This window comes from Pseudomonas urmiensis (genome assembly GCF_014268815.2).
Taxonomy (GTDB): Bacteria; Pseudomonadota; Gammaproteobacteria; order Pseudomonadales; family Pseudomonadaceae; genus Aquipseudomonas; species Aquipseudomonas urmiensis.
The window spans coordinates 4,858,351-4,875,662 of record NZ_JABWRE020000001.1; the positions used below are offsets into that span (position 1 = coordinate 4,858,351).

At 62.1% G+C, this 17,312-nt stretch carries 13 protein-coding genes; 6 read left to right on the forward strand and 7 right to left on the reverse strand.

The window, feature by feature from the left end; genetic code table 11:
• Positions 1-6 precede the first annotated feature (6 nt).
• Together HU737_RS22010 and HU737_RS22015 are read left to right on the forward strand one after the other, a co-directional pair.
• Positions 7-1,791, forward strand: a complete 1,785-nt coding sequence (locus HU737_RS22010) for a monovalent cation:proton antiporter-2 (CPA2) family protein (RefSeq protein WP_186552982.1) — start codon at positions 7-9, stop codon at positions 1,789-1,791.
• 471 nt (positions 1,792-2,262) lie between these two features.
• Complete coding sequence (locus HU737_RS22015; RefSeq protein ID WP_186552983.1) at positions 2,263-2,556, forward strand: hypothetical protein; 294 nt, start codon at positions 2,263-2,265, stop codon at positions 2,554-2,556.
• 84 nt (positions 2,557-2,640) lie between these two features.
• Here the strand turns inward: HU737_RS22015 and ycaC (HU737_RS22020) are convergent, their stop codons facing one another.
• Positions 2,641-3,270, reverse strand: a complete 630-nt coding sequence (ycaC, locus tag HU737_RS22020) for an isochorismate family cysteine hydrolase YcaC (RefSeq protein ID WP_186552984.1) — start codon at positions 3,268-3,270, stop codon at positions 2,641-2,643.
• Between the two features lie 221 nt (positions 3,271-3,491).
• Between ycaC (HU737_RS22020) and HU737_RS22025 the strand changes: the two genes are divergently transcribed.
• Both HU737_RS22025 and HU737_RS22030 read left to right on the forward strand, forming a co-directional pair.
• Entirely contained in the window at positions 3,492-4,403 is a 912-nt protein-coding gene (locus HU737_RS22025) for a LysR substrate-binding domain-containing protein (RefSeq protein WP_186552985.1), read from the forward strand.
• Between the two features lie 220 nt (positions 4,404-4,623).
• A complete protein-coding gene (locus tag HU737_RS22030) occupies positions 4,624-5,886 on the forward strand; it encodes an OprD family porin (protein WP_186552986.1) in 1,263 nt (420 codons plus the stop codon).
• 53 nt (positions 5,887-5,939) lie between these two features.
• On the opposite strand, the gene HU737_RS22035 is transcribed toward HU737_RS22030, so the two are convergent.
• The 4 genes from HU737_RS22035 to ycaC (HU737_RS22050) form a co-directional block, all read right to left on the reverse strand.
• The gene (locus HU737_RS22035) at positions 5,940-7,781 is read right to left on the reverse strand and encodes an amidohydrolase (protein WP_186553235.1); all 1,842 of its coding nucleotides are present in this window, start codon (positions 7,779-7,781) and stop codon (positions 5,940-5,942) included.
• 333 nt (positions 7,782-8,114) lie between these two features.
• Positions 8,115-8,933: an alpha/beta fold hydrolase gene (locus tag HU737_RS22040; protein WP_186552987.1), complete on the reverse strand. Its 819-nt coding sequence runs from the start codon at positions 8,931-8,933 to the stop codon at positions 8,115-8,117.
• Positions 8,934-8,986: 53 nt separating this feature from the next.
• On the reverse strand, positions 8,987-9,553 hold the full coding sequence (locus HU737_RS22045; RefSeq protein WP_186552988.1) for an antibiotic biosynthesis monooxygenase: 567 nt from the start codon (positions 9,551-9,553) through the stop codon (positions 8,987-8,989).
• Between the two features lie 88 nt (positions 9,554-9,641).
• Positions 9,642-10,271, reverse strand: a complete 630-nt coding sequence (gene ycaC / locus HU737_RS22050) for an isochorismate family cysteine hydrolase YcaC (RefSeq protein ID WP_186552989.1) — start codon at positions 10,269-10,271, stop codon at positions 9,642-9,644.
• 303 nt (positions 10,272-10,574) lie between these two features.
• On the opposite strand from ycaC (HU737_RS22050), the gene HU737_RS22055 reads away from it, so the two are divergent.
• Together HU737_RS22055 and HU737_RS22060 are read left to right on the forward strand one after the other, a co-directional pair.
• Positions 10,575-11,972, forward strand: a complete 1,398-nt coding sequence (locus HU737_RS22055; protein ID WP_186552990.1) for a PAAR domain-containing protein — start codon at positions 10,575-10,577, stop codon at positions 11,970-11,972.
• Between the two features lie 568 nt (positions 11,973-12,540).
• Positions 12,541-13,968 (forward strand): mechanosensitive ion channel family protein, encoded by a 1,428-nt coding sequence (locus tag HU737_RS22060; RefSeq protein WP_186552991.1) that lies wholly within the window; start codon positions 12,541-12,543, stop codon positions 13,966-13,968.
• A gap of 313 nt (positions 13,969-14,281) precedes the next feature.
• Here HU737_RS22060 and amaA read toward each other — a convergent pair whose 3' ends face one another.
• Positions 14,282-15,568 carry an L-pipecolate oxidase gene (gene amaA / locus HU737_RS22065; protein WP_186552992.1) on the reverse strand — a complete coding sequence of 429 codons (1,287 nt, stop codon included), beginning with the start codon at positions 15,566-15,568 and terminating at the stop codon, positions 14,282-14,284.
• Between the two features lie 126 nt (positions 15,569-15,694).
• The gene (gene amaB / locus HU737_RS22070) at positions 15,695-17,185 is read right to left on the reverse strand and encodes an L-piperidine-6-carboxylate dehydrogenase (protein ID WP_186552993.1); all 1,491 of its coding nucleotides are present in this window, start codon (positions 17,183-17,185) and stop codon (positions 15,695-15,697) included.
• Between the last annotated feature and the right edge of the window lie 127 nt (positions 17,186-17,312).

Sequence of the window (17,312 nt, forward strand, 5' to 3'; positions counted from 1 at the left end):
CGAGCGATGCCACACGAAGGCAGCCTTCTACAAACCGCGGTGATCTTTCTGCTTGCCGCCGTCATTGCCGTGCCTCTGGCCAAGCGCCTGCAACTGGGCGCCGTAATCGGCTATCTGCTCGCCGGGGTCGCCATCGGCCCACAGGCCTTGGGGCTGATCCGTGATACCGAAAGCGTCGCACATATCTCTGAACTGGGCGTGGTCCTGCTGCTGTTCATCATCGGCCTGGAGCTTTCGCCTCGACGCCTGTGGCTGATGCGCAAGGCGGTCTTCGGCGTGGGCCTGGCACAAGTGCTGCTGACCGGCGCCGTGATTGGCGCCATTGCCGTGTTCGGCTTCGGCCAATCGCTGCCGGCGGCGCTGGTGGTGGGCCTGGGCCTAGCGCTCTCCTCCACTGCGCTTGGCCTGCAAAGCCTGGCCGAGAGTAAGCAGCTCAACGCGCCGCATGGCCGCTTGGCGTTTGCCATCCTGCTGTTTCAGGACATCGCCGCAATTCCCCTGATCGCACTGGTGCCGCTGCTGGCTGCCAGTGGCCCGGAGACCAGTCATGGCGACAGCCTGGAGCATGGCCTGAAGGTATTCGCCAGCATCGCGGTGGTCATCGTCGGCGGTCGTTACCTGCTGCGCCCGGTGTTCCGCATCGTCGCCCGCACCGGCTTGCCGGAAGTCTCCACCGCCACTGCGCTGCTGGTAGTAATCGGTACCGCCTGGCTGATGGAAGAAGCCGGCATCTCCATGGCCCTGGGCGCTTTCCTGGCCGGCCTGCTGTTGGCGGACTCGGAGTATCGCCACGAGCTGGAATCACAGATCGAACCGTTCAAAGGCTTGCTGCTGGGGTTGTTCTTCATCAGTGTGGGCATGGGCGCAAATCTCAGCCTGCTGCTCGAGGCCCCCCTTCTGCTGCTGGGCCTGACGCTGCTGCTGGTGGCGGTGAAACTGCCACTGCTGATGCTGGTCGGGCGCATCGGCGGCCTCAACAAAGCCAATGGGCTGCGCTTGGGCGTGGTGCTGGCGGCTGGTGGCGAGTTTGCCTTCGTGGTCTTCAAGCTGGGCAAGGACCAAGGCCTGTTCGACGCCTACACCTATGACCTGCTGCTGATGACCATCACCCTGTCGATGGCGGCTACCCCGCTGCTGTTGATCATCTGCGCACGCCTGCTCAAGCGCCCGCAAGCCGCCCGCGAAGTGCCCGAACAGTACAAACAGATCCAGACCGATGCGCCGCGCGTGGTGATCGTCGGCATGGGCCGCATGGGCCAGATCGTCTCGCGCATCCTGCGCGCGCAGAACATCCCCTTCATCGCCCTCGACACGTCGGTGGACGCCATCGAAATGACCCGCACCTTCGAACAAGTACCGGTGTTCTATGGCGACCCACTGCGCGCCGAGGTGCTGCATGCGGCGAAGGTCGGCGAGGCCGAGTATTTCGTGATCACCACGGATGATCCTGAGATCACCACCCGCACTGCCGAACGGGTCAAGCGCCTCTACCCGCACTTGAAAGTGTTGGCCCGGGCACGTAACCGCCAGCATGTGCACAAGTTGACTGACGTTGGCGCCGTACCGATTCGGGAAACCTTCTACTCCAGCCTGGAGATGACCCGGCGCGCCTTGGTTGGCCTGGGCTTGACCGAGGAGCAGGCGGCGGATCGTATCGAGCGCTTCACCGAGCATGACGAACAGGTGCTGGAGACCCAGGGCCGTGTGCGTGATGACCGCGCCAAGGTAATGCAGAACGCCAAGGAGGCGCGGGAGGAGCTGCAACGCTTGTTCGAGTCTGATGCCGATTGAGCGGCTCAGGCAAAAGCCAGACGGGTACATTTGGGGCCGCTTTGCGCCCCTTCGCGGGCAAGCCCGCTCCCACAGGGACAGCGCGAAGCTTCAAAGCAGCGCTGTACTTGTGGGAGCGGGCTTGCCCGCGAAGGGGCGCAAAGCGGCCCCAAAATTGTTGTATCAGCATCGTCCTACAACCGCTGAATACCTTTCTTACTGGTTACCACCAGACCAGCGAAATACCCTACAAAACCTGTCGACCCCCATCTGATTGTCCGGGAAATCCGAGCCCTCTAGGCTGACCGAGTCGCTGACGTTTCAGCGATCAGGTGTGGAAACCTGGCTACAGAGTTTCGTCTTCAATGGCGGTTGTACGCGGGAGGCCTTACGGCCTACCGGGTGACTCTCTGACCGGTTTTCCACCCTGCGTACAACTGCCACCCTTCGCGTGGAAACGGACGGTTGCAGCTCAACTTCAGAGATCCTGCAATGAAAAAAATCGTCCCCGACCCACCGCTCCCCAGCACCCAGCAACACGCCTTCGGCCACTGCGACGCCGGCCATCCGCCGATCTTCTGCGTCAATCCCAACATCACCGCCCACGACGCCTTGGTGCATGTCGCGCTGTACCTGCGCAGCGCCTACGCCAGTGGCTACCAGGCACTCGATCATGTGCACGAAAAAGGCAAAGGTCTGTTCTGGGCCAACCTGCACGCCGTCGAAATGGCTGATGCGCTGGTTGAAGCGATGTTGGAAGGGATCGAGTCGCAGCCTGTGCGCTGAATAGCTCGCCAGCTTTTTCACCGACACATGCAAAAAGGCCGGCACCCCCTTAGGGATGCCGGCCTTTTCGATTGCAGTGGCTGATTATTGACCCGCAGTCAGCGCGTTGTAGCTGGTCATCAGGTTGCGGTAGTCCGGGATGTGGTTGGAGCACAGCGCGGCCAGGCCTTCGACGTCGTTGCGCCAGTCGCGGTGCAGCTCGCAGGCGACGCCGAACCAGGTCATCAGCTGGGCGCCAGCACGGCTCATGCGGTCGTGGGCGGCGTCGCGGGTCATCTCGTTGAAGGTGCCGGAGGCATCGGTCACCACGAACACTTCGAACTCTTCTTCCAGGGCCGCCAGCGCCGGGAAGGCCACGCACACTTCAGTCACCACACCGGCGATGATCAGCTGCTTCTTGCCAGTGGCCTTGACTGCCTTGACGAAGTCTTCGTTGTCCCAGGCGTTGATCTGGCCTGGGCGGGCGATGTACGGGGCATCTGGGAACAGCGCTTTCAGCTCCGGCACCAGCGGGCCGTTGGGGCCTTGCTCGAAGCTGGTGGTGAGGATGGTCGGCAGGTTGAAGAACTTGGCGAGGTCAGCCAGGGCCAGCACGTTGTTCTTGAAGCGGTCCGGCTCGATGTCACGTACCAGCGACAGCAGGCCAGCTTGGTGGTCGACCAGCAGTACGGCGGCGTCGTCTTTGTTCAGGCGGTTGTATTTGAAGTGGGCCATGGTCGTGCTCCTAAAGGGGGTTTTGATGTTTAGTCAGTTGGGTGTTTCGCGTTGATGGGGAAAGATTAAAACCAAGCCCTTTGGCGCACTAGATAGCGAAATTTGCCTTTAGCGTTCTGTTTTACGAACGATGCAGCTATGCTGCGAACGCGGTCCCTGTAGGCGCGGGCTTGCCCCGCGATAGCGCCCGCAGCCCCACCGAATGAACTGGAGCCCCACACGTGGAAGACCTCAACTCGCTCTACTACTTCACCCAAGTGGTCGAGCACGGCGGTTTTGCCCCCGCAGGCCGGGCGCTGGACATGCCCAAGTCAAAGCTCAGTCGGCGCATTGCCGACCTGGAAGATCGCCTGGGCGTGCGTCTGTTGCACCGCACCAGCCGGCATTGCTCGCTGACCGAAATCGGCCAGGAGTACTACCGCCGCTGCCTGGCGATGCGCGTCGAAGCCGAGGGCGCCGCTGAGGTCATCGAACGCAACCGTTGCGAGCCGCGCGGCCTGGTGCGCATCAGCTGCCCGACCACCCTGCTCAACTCGTGGGTCGGGCCGATGCTGACCCGCTACATGCTCAAGTACCCGCTGGTGGAGCTGTTCATCGAAAGCACCAACCGCCGCGTCGACCTGCTGCACGAAGGCTTCGACGTGGCGTTGAGGGTGCGTTTCCCGCCGCTGGAAAACACCGACATGGTGATGAAGGTGCTGAGCAACAGCACCCAATGCCTGGTCGGCCAGCCGTCGTTCCTCGAACAACTGCCACAAGGCTTCGATCCGCTGCAATTGAGCGAATTGCCCAGCGTGCACTGGGGTAGCGCGCAGCGTGAATATCAGTGGGAATTGTTCCAGGGCGAGGACATGAGCCGCAGCATCGTCATCCCGCACACGCCGCGGATGGTCACCGACGACCTTTTTGCCCTGCGCCATTTCGTCGTGGCCGGCGTCGGCATCGCGCACCTGCCGCGGGTGGCGGTGCGCGACGATTTGGCCACAGGTCGCCTGGTCGAGCTGTTGCCGGGCTGGAATCCGCGCTGCGGTATCGTCCATGCGATCTTCCCGTCGCGTCGCGGCCTGTTGCCTTCGGTGCGTTCGCTGATCGATCACCTGGCTGAAGAGTTCTCTTCCAGCGATATGGCCTGAGCAGGCGCTCGGGCAAGCCTGATTGGCTGTCCGTGCTGGCCTCTTCGCGGGCAAGCCCGCTCCCACAGGTACAGCGTCCCTGTTTGAGTTACGCCCCCCCTGTGGGAGCGGGCTTGCCCGCGAAGAGGCCAGCACCGACGACTCAGATCACCAGCACACCTTTACAAGACAGTTCAGCGTGCCTGCCTCACAGTGCCCGATCATCCACACCGGAGCACCCATGTCTTTCGCATCATCCAGGCCCGCCCGCGCCCTGCTCGTCATGGTCATCCTCGGCCCCGCCCTGAGCCACGCGGACGAACCGGGCTGGTCGCTGCTCAGCCGCAATTACCTGCTGCACAACGACTACCGCAGCCCGTCGGCCAGCGGCCAGAGCTATCGCCAGGAATGGGCCCAGGGGTTCATCGGCGAAGTGCGCTCAGGCTTTACTCCAGGCCCGCTTGGCCTGGGCGTCGATGCCCACGGGTTTGTCGGCCTCAAGCTCGACGGCGGCCGCGGCCATGCCGGCACCGGCCTGCTGCCGCGTGACAGCGATGGGCGGGCTGAGTCCGCCTATTCCAGCGCTGGTGCCGCCCTCAAGCTACGCCTTGGCAAGACGCTGCTGCGCTACGGCGAGATGACCGTCGAAACACCGGTGTTCGATACCGGCGACAAACGTCTGCATCCCGAATACGCCAGCGGATGGCTGCTGGAAAACAGCGATCTGCCCGACTGGCATCTGCAAGCCGGGCGCTTCACCGCGTTCAACAATCAGGACAACAGCTCCAGCCATGATGATTTCAGCGGCTATGGCGCAACCACCCAAGGGCACGCCATCAGCCTGGCGGGGGCCAGCTACGCGCCCAGCGGGCCGTTTGGCGGCGCTCTGTATGCAGCACAATTGCAGGACACTTGGCGTCAGGCCTACCTCAACCTGAACCTGGCCGAGGGCAACTGGCGCCTGGATGGCAACCTCTACCACAGCCGCGACACTGGCCAAGCCAGCGCCGGGCCGATCGATACGCTCGCCTACAGCCTGGCGGCCAAATACCGCTTCGGGCCCCAAGCGCTGACCTTGGCCTATCAACGGATCGAAGGCGACACGCCGTTCGACTTCGTCGGTGGCGACTCGATCTACCTGGCCAACTCGATCAAGTACGCCGACTTCAACGGCCCCAACGAACGCTCCTGGCAGTTGCGCTACGACCTCGACCTGGCCACCCTCGGCATCCCTGGCCTGAGCCTGATGGGTCGCTACGTCAGCGGTCGCGGCATCGATGGTACGCATGCCCCGGCTGGCGGCGCCTACCTTGGCCAGCAAGGCAAAGGCGGCCGTCACTGGGAGCGTGACCTGGACCTCAAGTACGTGGTGCAGAGTGGCACCGCCAAAGACCTCAGCCTGTCGCTGTCACATGTCAGCCATCGGGCCAACAGCGCCCAAGCCGGGGATGACATCGACCGCCTGTACCTGATCATCGAATACCCGCTCAAGGGTGGTTTCTGAGTCGCCCCTGACAGCACAAAAAAACGGGGGCCATAGTGGCCCCCGATTTCAGATCAGAACGCGAAACACGAACAACCCAACGCACCCCAGAAGCCCTGGAAGTCATTGACCGGCACGCTCGACTGCCGCGCCTTCTCATGACTATGCGCATGCACCCCACAAGGCCCGCTGCATTGGTGCACTGCCGCCACCAGCGAGGGTGTGCCGACGCGCCAGTGCCCTGGAACCTTGGCCACCGGCGACCATTCAGGCAGTACCGGCACCTGCGGTGGACCGAGGCGATCGAATTCGCCCGCCGCGTACACTACCTTGCCGTCGACGAGGGTTAGCACCGACTCGATGCCCTTGATCGCTTCTTCCTCGACGCTGAAGAAGTCCAGCGACAGTGCCGCCAAGTCGGCCAGCTGGCCTACCTTGATCTGGCCCTTCTTGCCCTGCTCGCTGGAGAACCAGGCGCTGCCCTGGGTAAACAGCTGCAGCGCGGTATCGCGATCCAGGCCTTGCGGGTACAGCTCCATTCCACCCACGGTCTTGCCGCTGACCAGCCAGTACAGCGAAGTCCACGGGTTGTAGCTGGAGACTCGGGTAGCGTCGGTACCGGCGCCCACTGGCACGCCCATCTCGAGCATGCGCTTGATTGGCGGGGTCTGTTCGGCGGCCTTGGCACCGTAGCGATCAACGAAGTACTCACCCTGGAAGGCCATGCGGTCCTGGATGGCGATACCACCGCCCAGGGCGCGTACGCGCTCGATGTTCTGCGGGGTGATGGTTTCGGCGTGGTCGAAGAACCACGGCAGGCCGTTGAATGGAATGTCGCGGTTGACCTTCTCGAACACATCGAGCATGCGTGTGATCGATTCGTTGTAGGTGGCGTGCAGGCGGAACGGCCAGCGCTGCTCGACCAGATGGCGCACCACCGGCTCCAGCTCTTCTTCCATGGTCTGCGGCAAATCCGGACGCGGTTCGAGGAAGTCTTCGAAGTCGGCGGCGGAGAACACCAGCATCTCGCCGGCGCCGTTGTGGCGCAGGAAGTCGGTGCCACTGTGCAGCTTGACGCTGGAGGTCCACTTGCGGAAGTCGTCCAACTCTTCCTTGGGCTTCTGGGTGAACAAGTTGTAGGCGATGCGCACAGTCAGTTGGTTGTTGTCGGCCAGCTCCTGGATCACCGAGTAGTCGTCGGGGAAATTCTGGTAGCCGCCGCCGGCGTCGATGGCACTGGTCAGGCCCAGGCGGTTCAGCTCACGCATAAACTGGCGGGTGGAGTTGACCTGATACTCCAGCGGCAGCTTCGGCCCTTTGGCCAGGGTGGCGTAGAGAATCATTGCGTTGGGACGAGCGATCAGCATGCCGGTCGGATTGCCGAACTTGTCACGCTGAATCTCGCCGCCTGGCGGGTTCGGCGTGCTCTTGTCATAGCCGACCGCCTTGAGCGCGGCGCGGTTGAGCAGCGCTCGGTCATACAGGTGCAGCAGGAACACCGGGGTGTCGGGCGCGGCCTGGTTGATTTCTTCGAGGGTCGGCATGCGCTTTTCGGCGAACTGGAATTCGTTCCAGCCACCGACCACGCGCACCCACTGCGGAGTCGGCGTACGCGCCGCCTGGTCCTTGAGCATGCGCAGGGCATCGGCCACCGACGGCACGCCTTCCCAGCGCAATTCCAGGTTGTAGTTCAGGCCACCGCGGATCAGGTGCAGGTGCGAGTCGTTCAAGCCTGGGATGACCGTGCGCTGCTTGAGATCGATGATCTGCGTGGCGGCGCTCTTGTAGGCCATGGCCTCGGCGTCGCTGCCGACTGCGAGGAAGCGGCCGTCCTTGATGGCAACGGCACTGGCGGTGGGCTTCTCGCGGTCGACCGTGTGCAGTTTGCCGTTGAACAGAATGAGATCGGCGGTCATGGGGGCTCCTTGGGTGGATGCATGGGCGGCACCGGCTGAACCGGCAAAGGGCAGCGCGGACCAAAGCGCACCGGCAGCACCGAGCACGGTGCTGGTGGCGAGGAACTGGCGACGGCTCTTGTCGTTGGGGTCCTGACTCATAAGGGTCTCCGTCTGAAGGCGGCATCGGCAGGCGCGACTGCGGAGCATGCCGCTTCATGCCTGGTGACGATTGGATGGATGTGCTGCGTTGAGGCCTTGAGGCTAGCAACGAAGTGCGTGGGGTGCCGGCTGTGCCGGTGGCAGTTGCGGCCTCTTCGCGTATCGATCGGCGAAGGGCCGCAAGACCGAGGCTTAGCGGGACACGAATGCCAGCAGGTCTTCGTTCAACTGCTGCGCATGAGTGACCGCAAAGCCATGCGGCGCACCGCTGTACACTTTCAACTCAGCCCCACCAATGAGCTCGGCAGCGCGCTTGCCGGTGGTTTCGAACGGCACGATCTGGTCGCCATCGCCATGGATCACCAGGGTCGGCACGTCGATTTTGCTCATATCAGGACGGAAATCGGTTTGCGAAAACGCCGTGACACAGTCCAGGGTGGCTTTCAACGACGCCATCAGGGCGATGTTCAACGTCTGCGTTTGCACCCCCTGGGACACCGTCTGGCCCTGGTTCAGCCCATAGAAGGGCGTGGCGAAATCGGCGATGAACTGCGCCCGATCCGCGCGCAGCCCCGCCTGGATGCCGTCGAACACCGACCCGTCGACGCCATCAGGATTGCTCGGGGACTTGCCGAAGATCGGCGTTACCGCGCCCAGCAATACCAGCCCGGCTACCCGCTGGCTGCCGTGGCGAGCGATGTAGCGGCTGACATCGCCACCGCCCATGGAGAAACCGACCAAGGTCACTTCGCGCAGGTCGAGGTGTTCGATCAACTGGGCGATATCGTCGGCGAAGGTGTCGTAGTCATAACCGGTCCACGGCTGGTCGGAGCGGCCAAAACCACGACGGTCGAAAGCGATGGCGCGGTAGCCACGGCTCGCCAGGAACTCCATCTGCGAGTCCCACATGTCGGCGTCCAGGGGCCAGCCGTGGCTGAACAGCACGGGCTTGCCACTGCCCCAGTCCTTGTAATAGATCGAGGTGCCATCGCGGGTCACGAGCGTGCTCATATCGGTAATCTCCTGAAAATGGGTAGGTAGTTGAACGAGGCAGTCAGCAAAACTCAGCCGCGCAGCCAGTTGGCACAGCGGCGGGTCACCCACGGCATGATGTAGAACACCACCGGCAAGATGACGAACAGGTTGACGATCAGGTTGCCCGCCACTGGCCCGCCCAGGTGCGGGAAGCGGGCGAAAAACGGCGCCAGCAACTGCGGGATGACCATGGTCATTGGGCAGATCACCAGGTAGGTCAGCAGTGCCTGCTTCCAGCGCGGCGGCTGCGCGGCGTTGCTACTCGGCGGGGTGAACCAGAACTCCGGATCCTCATGCACCTGGGTGTGGTCGCCGTCTTCGAGCAACGGCAGCACTTCACTGACCAGCGCCTGGCGCTCGGCTGAGTTGACCCAGGCCTGCAACAGCCCCGCATCGGCAAAGCGCACCACGGTGGTGAAGTGCCGGCCACCGTCGTCTGGGCGAATCACGTTGACGTCCAGATGGCCAGGTTGCAGGCGGGCTGCGGAGACCGCGCGCTTGAGCCAGGCCTCATAGCGGCTCAGTGATTCGGCGCGGGCCTTGTGCTGGATGACCAGGGTCACCACGTTGCGGTTGTCTTGGGTTGCAGTGTTCATCGGCGTTCCCTGGAGATGAGCGGGCCAAGGCCCACTGTGCGGCAGTGGGCAGGCGCTGGATTGGATCAATGTGCTGTGGGCGGATGATTTACTTGGCGGCAGTCAGCGCGTTGTAGCTGGTCATCAGGTTGCGGTAGTCCGGGATGTGGTTGGAGCACAGCGCAGCCAGGCCTTCGATGTCGTTGCGCCAGTCGCGGTGCAGCTCGCAGGCCACCCCGAACCAAGTCATCAGCTGGGCGCCAGCACGGCTCATGCGGTCGTGGGCGGCGTCGCGGGTCATCTCGTTGAAGGTGCCGGAGGCATCGGTCACCACGAACACTTCGAACTCTTCTTCCAGGGCCGCCAGCGCTGGGAAGGCCACGCACACTTCAGTCACCACACCGGCGATGATCAGCTGCTTCTTGCCAGTGGCCTTGACTGCCTTGACGAAGTCTTCGTTGTCCCAGGCGTTGATCTGGCCTGGGCGGGCGATGTACGGCGCATCTGGGAACAGCGCTTTCAGCTCCGGCACCAGCGGGCCGTTGGGGCCTTGCTCGAAGCTGGTGGTGAGGATGGTCGGCAGGTTGAAGAACTTGGCCAAGTCAGCCAGGGCCAGCACGTTGTTCTTGAAGCGGTCTGGCTCGATGTCACGTACCAGCGACAGCAGGCCAGCTTGGTGGTCGACCAGCAGTACGGCGGCGTCGTCTTTGTTCAGGCGGTTGTATTTGAAGTGGGCCATGGTCGTGCTCCTAAAGGGGATTTTGATGTTCAGTGAGTTGGGTGTTTCGCGTTGATGGGGAAAGATTAAAACCAAGACCTTTGGCGCACTAGATAGCGAAATTTGCCTTTAGCGTTCTGTTTTGTGAACGATAGAATTTAGCCCCATAGATACATTTCCTAACCTCGCCCGCGATCTCCCCTTGGCTTGGCTACATCCAAATCTTCAAGCCGCGTAGGACGTTTCTCTATCTGCCCACACCGGGAAAAATTGCCTCGCCGAGCTGCTAGGTTGCGGACTTTCTGCGTAAGGAAGGCGGGCATCATGAGTCAACGGCTTAACATCTTTGGCAAGGGTCAGGGCCTGGACGGCGACCTCACCAGCACCGGCGCTCGCTGCATCGCCAGCCGCGCGCGGGGGCAGGTTCATGCCATTGCCTGGCTACTCGAAGGGGACAAAACCACGCCCTGTCCTCGGTGCGGCATCGAGGGCACGATCATCCGTGGCGAATCACGTTGGCGGCAGGACGACATTCCCACTGCCGTAGATGGCTCACTGGTGCAGTGCGGCTGTCCTTTAGGCAGCAACTATGTGGTAGCGCCCCTTCATCAGCGGCCCGCACCCAAGAGCGCCATCGCCACTCAGACCTATGCACCCTCATTCAGCTCTACGCCGCGCGCCTCTGCTCAACATGCTTTCAACACCTTTGCCCGGGACACCTCTCCCGCGCCAGGCCTTGAGCCAGGTTTTCACATTGTTCAGTACAGCCAGTCGTTCGATCAGTTACTGGACCGGCTGGCCATTCACGACAGACTGCTGATCAAGCATCTGCAGCGTCTCAATCCAAACTTTGCGCAGGGTTTCAAAGCCGGCGAGATCTTCGTCATTGGCGACCCCAACAACGGCCATATGTGCACCCGCGAGGAACTGCACCTGATGGAAGCGGCGGACCTGGCGCGCGATAGCCTGGCCAGCTTGAGCGACGGCGAAGCCGATTTCATGATGCGCCATCAGGCCGAGATCGCTGGGTTGTTGAGCGATGTGAGCCTGGCGATGGGAGTAAGCCAAGCGATGATGGCCAAGTCGCTTGAAGAATTGAAAAATACGCTGAACTACATAGAGAAACTTCACCAACAGCAGTTCTCCAAGCACGGTCATCTGCGAAGCCCAGAGTTTTTTGCGGAACGCAAAAAACTCTTCAAACAGTTGGATGTAAAACTGAGGATGAGTTTTCTCAACAAGACGATGGATTTAGGGAGTCATCACGGATTACGTCGAGATCTTGGTATTTCGAGCAAAAGCCTTGTGCATCACTGGTCCAAAGCAGGTGGACCGAGTCAGATACCAGGGTATACAACGCATCTGGATAAGCTGGCACGTATCTCAAAATACCTTGAGCGCGGAGGTCAAATCGGAATTGTGATTGGCGCAGGCGCTTCTCTATTAAAGGTGCAGGAGGTCTGCAGAGCCGGGGAAACTGCAGCGTGTCGAAAAGTCAGGTTTACGGAAGCTGGCAGTTTTGCTGGAGGGCTAGGAATGGGTGCCTATGCTGGTGCCTTGGCCGGCGATCTAACCACTGTTGCCTGCTTCGGTCTCGGCCCGATCAGCGCTACTGTGTGCGGGATAGTTTTGGTGGGTGCCGGATCTCTGACTGGCGGCTACATAGGCATGTCAGGAGGAGAGTCCATCGGTGAATTTATTTATGAGGTAACCGAGCCATGAGCACATGGCCAACTCATTGGAAACTCGTATTTCTCCTCACCCCGTGGATCTTACTTTACGTGGGTTTAGCAATCACGGCGGGATTAGCCTGGAGCAAAAAGCTAGAGACCATGCTCAATGCTCTACCCAGCAGTGAATGGCTGAAACTTCAGGTGCCGATTTGGCGGTGCTTCGGTCTAAGGGGAAGATACATTCTAACGGCAATGATAGCGGGGTTACTCACCTGGCCGGTAAAACAACTGCATATTCGCAAAGGTAAGTTAAACAATGAGGATGTTGATAACTTCCCCAGAAACCTTAAATTTCAATTATTAACAGGCAAATACCTTACCTATCTAGGGGGAACGCTTTGCATTATTACAACATGCGTATACAGGATAAGTAAGGAGGGCTAAATATAGCTTTGCCATGCCAAAGTCGCGTGAGCATCCCTGCTCCCACAATGGGCTGGGTTAGTACCGCGACAAGGCAGGCATCGGCCCCGCACCATGATCAGTACGATCCCCTATTGCTTGTCCACCCCACCTGCTCTTTACTAGCCAAAGCCCTCCCCCGCTCCGAGACCGTCATGCTGGCTTTCATCCAGTCATACCCGCTGTTGCTCGGCACTTGCCTGATCTTCCTCGACCTGCTGCTGTGGCAGTTGATCCCGCTCCAGCGCCAGCCCTGGCGCATCGCTACGCGGCTGGTGATCTTCCTGCTGTTCAGCTGGGTATTGCTGGCCGCCGGCATGAGCCCACTGCAACCGCCGCCGTGGGCCGATGATGTCTCGCGCAATTTGATGGCGACGGTACTGGCGATTGGCTGGTGGCTGTTCGGTGCACGCACGGTCACGGTGGTGTTCGGCCTGCTGCTGGTGGCGCGCGGCAGTCATGGCGGGCGCTTGCTGCAGGATGTGCTGGGGGCGTTGATCTTCCTGGTGGCGGTGGTGGCGGCAGCGGCGTATGTCATGCAACTGCCGGTCAAGGGCCTGCTGGCGACCTCGGGGGTGATGGCCATCGTTATCGGCCTGGCGTTGCAGAGCACCCTGAGCGATGTGTTTTCCGGGATCGTGCTGAACACCACCCGGCCCTATCAGATCGGCGACTCGATCTCGATCGATGGCACTGAGGGCAAGGTGATCGATATCGATTGGCGGGCCACGCGCATGATCACCGGCAGCGGCAGCCTGGCGGTGATCCCTAACTCGGTGGCAGCCAAGGCCAAGTTGCTCAACCACAGCCGACCTGCCGACCGCAACGGTGTGTCGATCAGTGTGGTGGTGCCGGCCAAAGTCCGCCCCAAGCGGGTCTTCGACGCCTTGGAAAAGGCCCTGCAAGGGACGTCGGCGCTATTGGACAACCCCGCCCCCAAGGTCACGGTGAAAGCCTCGACGCTTGAGTCAGTGGAATACGAAGCCAGCGGGTTCATCGCCGATATGGCGCGCAAGACCGAAGTGCGCAACCAGCTGTTCGACCTCGCTCACCGTCATCTGGAAGCCACTGGGGTGATGTGGAACGTCGACCTGGCCGTGGCGCCGCGCAGTCGTCAGCGCGAGTTGCTCGACGAGGTGCGGGTCTTCCGCTCGTTGAGCAGTGAGGAGCGCGATGCGCTGAGCCAGCGCATGACGGCCATGGAGTACCTGGCCGATCAGGTGATCCTGGGCGTGGGTGAGCGTTCCGAGCATGTGTTGGTGATTGGCAGCGGCGTGGTCTCGGCCTCGGTGCGCGATGGCGAACGGCTGATCGAGGCTGGGCGCATGGGGCCAGGTGAGGTGCTGGCGATCGAAGGGTTGGTCGATGACGAAGACTCAGCGGTGGAGTTCCGCACGCTGACCGGTTGCGTGCTGTACCGCATCGACAAGGAGCAGGTCCGCAGTTGCCTGGTCGAGCGCGGCGAGGTGCAGTCGGCGCTGACCAAACTGCAGCGCTTCCGTCGACAGAGTCGGGAGTCATTGCTGATGCAAAAGCCTGCGGTGGTGAAAAAAGGTGGCTTCCTGAGTTGGCTGCACAAGTGATTGTGTGTCAGTCCTGGCCTCTTCGCGGGCAAGCCCGCTCCCACATGGAACGCACAGACCTTAACTATTGTGGAGGGCCTCTAGGGGACGGCAATCACTGTTGATGCATCAGCAGACGGTGAAGAACAAAGGCGGTTTCCTGAGTTGGCTGCACAGTTGAGTGTGCCAACGGGTTATCAGGCGTGGGAGCGGGCTTGCCCCGCGATAGCGGCAGGGATTGCCCAGATGGCGCCTGTTCTGCCGCCATCGCGGGGCAAGCCCGCTCCCACGAGCTGCTCCCACGACCCACTACTGGGACGCAACAGACCTCGCCTTAGAGCACCACCCGCAGGCACTGCCCCGCGTGGTACAGCGAGAAGCCCGACTCGTAGAAAGCCGTGCGCAACGACGGCGCGCTGACCGCCTTCATCGGCGAGAACGGCACCGGCAAACTGTCCGGGTCGTCTTTGAGCAGGAACTCGGCAAACGCCCGTCCGATCACCGTTCCGGTGGTGTTGCCACGGCCGTTGTAGCCCGTCACCGCCACCAGTCCTGGGGCCGGTTCGAACAGGCGCATCAGGTGGTCCGGGGTGAAGTCGATGCAGCCCGTCCAGTGCATCTCCCACTCGACCTTGCCCAGCTCCGGGTAGTAGTGGCTCTGGATGCGATCGGCCCAACTACGCACGAACCAGGCTGGCTTGTTATCGACCCGGCCGAGGCTGCCAAGCAGCAGCCGGCCCTGGTCGTCACGACGAATGCTGCTGAGCACGGTGCGGGTGTCCCACGAGCCCTGGCCATGCGGCAGCACCTTGTCGGCAGCCGCACCCTGCAAGGGCGTCGAGGCGACCTGGTAGTAGTAACCACGGAAGAAGTGCTTCTGCAGATTGCTCCAGTCGCCTTCGGTGTAGGCGCCGGTGGAAATCACCACCTTGTCGGCGCGTACCGAGCCGCGCGCGGTCTTCACCCGCCAGCCATCACCCTCGCGCTCCAGGCCTTCGACCGAGGACTGCTGGAACACCTTGCCGCCCAGACGCGCCACGGCGCCAGCCAGGCCTTGGGTGTAGCCCATGGGGTTGATGGTGCCGGCGCGGCGGTCGAGCAGCGCGGCGGAGATCTTGTCGGTACCGCAGTATTCCTGGCATTGCGCGCCGGTCAGCAACTCGACATCGGCGCCACGCCGGGTCCATTGCTGGTGGCGAGCCTCAAGGTCGGCGATGCCGGTGGCGTTGTGCGCCATGTGCAGAGTGCCTTGGTGCTGGGCCTGGCAGTCGATGCCAAGCCGCTCGATCATGGCGAACACTTCGCCAGGCGCATCGCCCAAAGCCTTGTTCAGGCGGCTACCCTGCTTGTGGCCCAAGGTGGCCTCGACGTCATCGGGGCGGATCCAGGTGCCGGCGTTGACCAGGCCGACGTTGCGCCCCGAGCCACCGTGGCCGATCTTCCAGGCCTCAAGCAAGATCACCGACTTGCCCTGTTCGAGCAGATGGATCGCGGCGGACAGGCCTGTGATGCCGCCACCGATCACACAGACATCAGCCTGGTGTTCACCGGCCAGGGCCTGGCTGGCGACGGTAGGCTTGGTGACGAATTCCCACAAACATTCTTGACGCAATTGGGGCATGACCGGCTCCAGCATATTGTTCTTATTGCGGGTCGGGCCGCGTAGGCCCTATCGCGGGTCAAGTCGCGGCGGTGCGCCGCTGCGACTTTTCCCGCGAACGGGGGCGATGGCCCCCGCCTACGATCATCAGTCGAACACAATCCCTTGCGCCAGCGGCAGCTCACGCGAGTAGTTGACGGTGTTGGTCTGGCGACGCATGTAGCCTTTCCAGGCATCCGAACCGGACTCACGACCGCCGCCAGTCTCTTTCTCGCCACCGAATGCGCCGCCAATCTCTGCGCCGCTGGTGCCGATGTTGACGTTGGCGATACCGCAGTCACTGCCCGAGGCACTCTGGAAGCGCTCGGCTTCGCGGATGTCGGTGGTGAAGATGCACGAAGACAAGCCTTGTGGCACTTCGTTGTTCAGGCGCAGCGCCTCTTCGAAATCGTCATAGGCCAGCACGTAGAGGATCGGCGCGAAGGTTTCGTGACGGACCACATCACTCTGCCCTGGCATCTCGGCGATGGCCGGCGAGACGTAGTAGGCATTGGGGTACTCGGAGGCCAGCTGACGCTCACCGCCAAACACCTGGCCGCCCTCGTCGCGGGCCTTGGCCAGCGCTCCTTGCATGGCATCGAACGACTGCTTGTCGATCAGCGGGCCCACTAGGTTGTTCTCGCGTGGATCACCGATGCGCACTTTGCCGTAGGCGGCTTTGACGCGGGCCACCACTTCGTCCTTGATCGAGCGATGGACGATCAGCCGGCGCAGGGTGGTGCAGCGCTGGCCGGCAGTGCCGACAGCGGAGAACAGGATGCCGCGCACGGCCAGGTCCAGATCGGCGCTCGGCGCGAGGATCATCGCGTTGTTGCCACCGAGTTCAAGAATGCTGCGGCCAAAACGTGCAGCCACCCGTGGGCCGACTTCACGGCCCATGCGGGTGCTGCCGGTGGCGCTGACCAGTGGGACACGCACGTCATCGACCAGTGCTTCGCCGGCTTCGCGGCCGCCAATGACCAGCTGGGCCAAACCTTCAGGGGCATCGCCAAAGGCTTTCAGGGCTTTGTCGAACAGCGCCTGGCACGCCAGGGCGGTCAGCGGGGTCTTCTCCGAAGGTTTCCACACCACGGCGTTACCGGCGACCAGCGCCAGCGCGGTGTTCCATGCCCAGACCGCGACCGGGAAGTTGAAGGCGCTGATCACGCCGACCACGCCCAGCGGGTGCCAGGATTCACGCATGTGGTGGCCAGGGCGCTCGGAGGCGATGGTCAGGCCGTACAGCTGGCGCGACAGGCCTACGGCGAAGTCGCAGATGTCGATCATTTCCTGTACTTCACCCAGGCCTTCCTGAGTGATCTTGCCGGCTTCGACCGAGACCAGCTCACCGAGGTCGGCCTTGTGTTCGCGCAGCACTTCACCGAACAGACGCACCAACTCACCGCGACGCGGGGCCGGCACACTGCGCCAGGCTTCAAAGGCAGCATGGGCCTGGTCGATGCGCGCAGTGGTCTCGGCCTTGCCGAGCAGCTTCACCGTAGCGATCTGGCTACCATCGATCGGGGTGTGAACAGGGTAGTCGCCCTGGGTGTAAGCCTGGGCAGCGACGCCTAGACGCTCGAGCAATGCAGCAACCATTGTGCTTCTCCTACATCGGGTGAAGGGTGGTAAAGGTGATGTGGATCAGTATTAATCCGATCACAGCGGTGCAACAAACGACCTTTATTCCGCATATCATTCCCTCAGCTCATGATCCCTTGCCATA

Coding starts and splice junctions, on each gene's coding strand:
- HU737_RS22045 (WP_186552988.1), bottom strand. CDS start 9,553: ATGAACACTGCAACCCAAGACAACCGCAACGTGGTGACCCTGGTCATC.
- HU737_RS22015 (WP_186552983.1), top strand. CDS start 2,263: ATGAAAAAAATCGTCCCCGACCCACCGCTCCCCAGCACCCAGCAACAC.
- HU737_RS22060 (WP_186552991.1), top strand. CDS start 12,541: ATGCTGGCTTTCATCCAGTCATACCCGCTGTTGCTCGGCACTTGCCTG.
- ycaC (WP_186552989.1), bottom strand. CDS start 10,271: ATGGCCCACTTCAAATACAACCGCCTGAACAAAGACGACGCCGCCGTA.
- amaB (WP_186552993.1), bottom strand. CDS start 17,185: ATGGTTGCTGCATTGCTCGAGCGTCTAGGCGTCGCTGCCCAGGCTTAC.
- HU737_RS22040 (WP_186552987.1), bottom strand. CDS start 8,933: ATGAGCACGCTCGTGACCCGCGATGGCACCTCGATCTATTACAAGGAC.
- HU737_RS22055 (WP_186552990.1), top strand. CDS start 10,575: ATGAGTCAACGGCTTAACATCTTTGGCAAGGGTCAGGGCCTGGACGGC.
- amaA (WP_186552992.1), bottom strand. CDS start 15,568: ATGCCCCAATTGCGTCAAGAATGTTTGTGGGAATTCGTCACCAAGCCT.
- HU737_RS22035 (WP_186553235.1), bottom strand. CDS start 7,781: ATGACCGCCGATCTCATTCTGTTCAACGGCAAACTGCACACGGTCGAC.
- ycaC (WP_186552984.1), bottom strand. CDS start 3,270: ATGGCCCACTTCAAATACAACCGCCTGAACAAAGACGACGCCGCCGTA.
- HU737_RS22010 (WP_186552982.1), top strand. CDS start 7: ATGCCACACGAAGGCAGCCTTCTACAAACCGCGGTGATCTTTCTGCTT.
- HU737_RS22030 (WP_186552986.1), top strand. CDS start 4,624: ATGTCTTTCGCATCATCCAGGCCCGCCCGCGCCCTGCTCGTCATGGTC.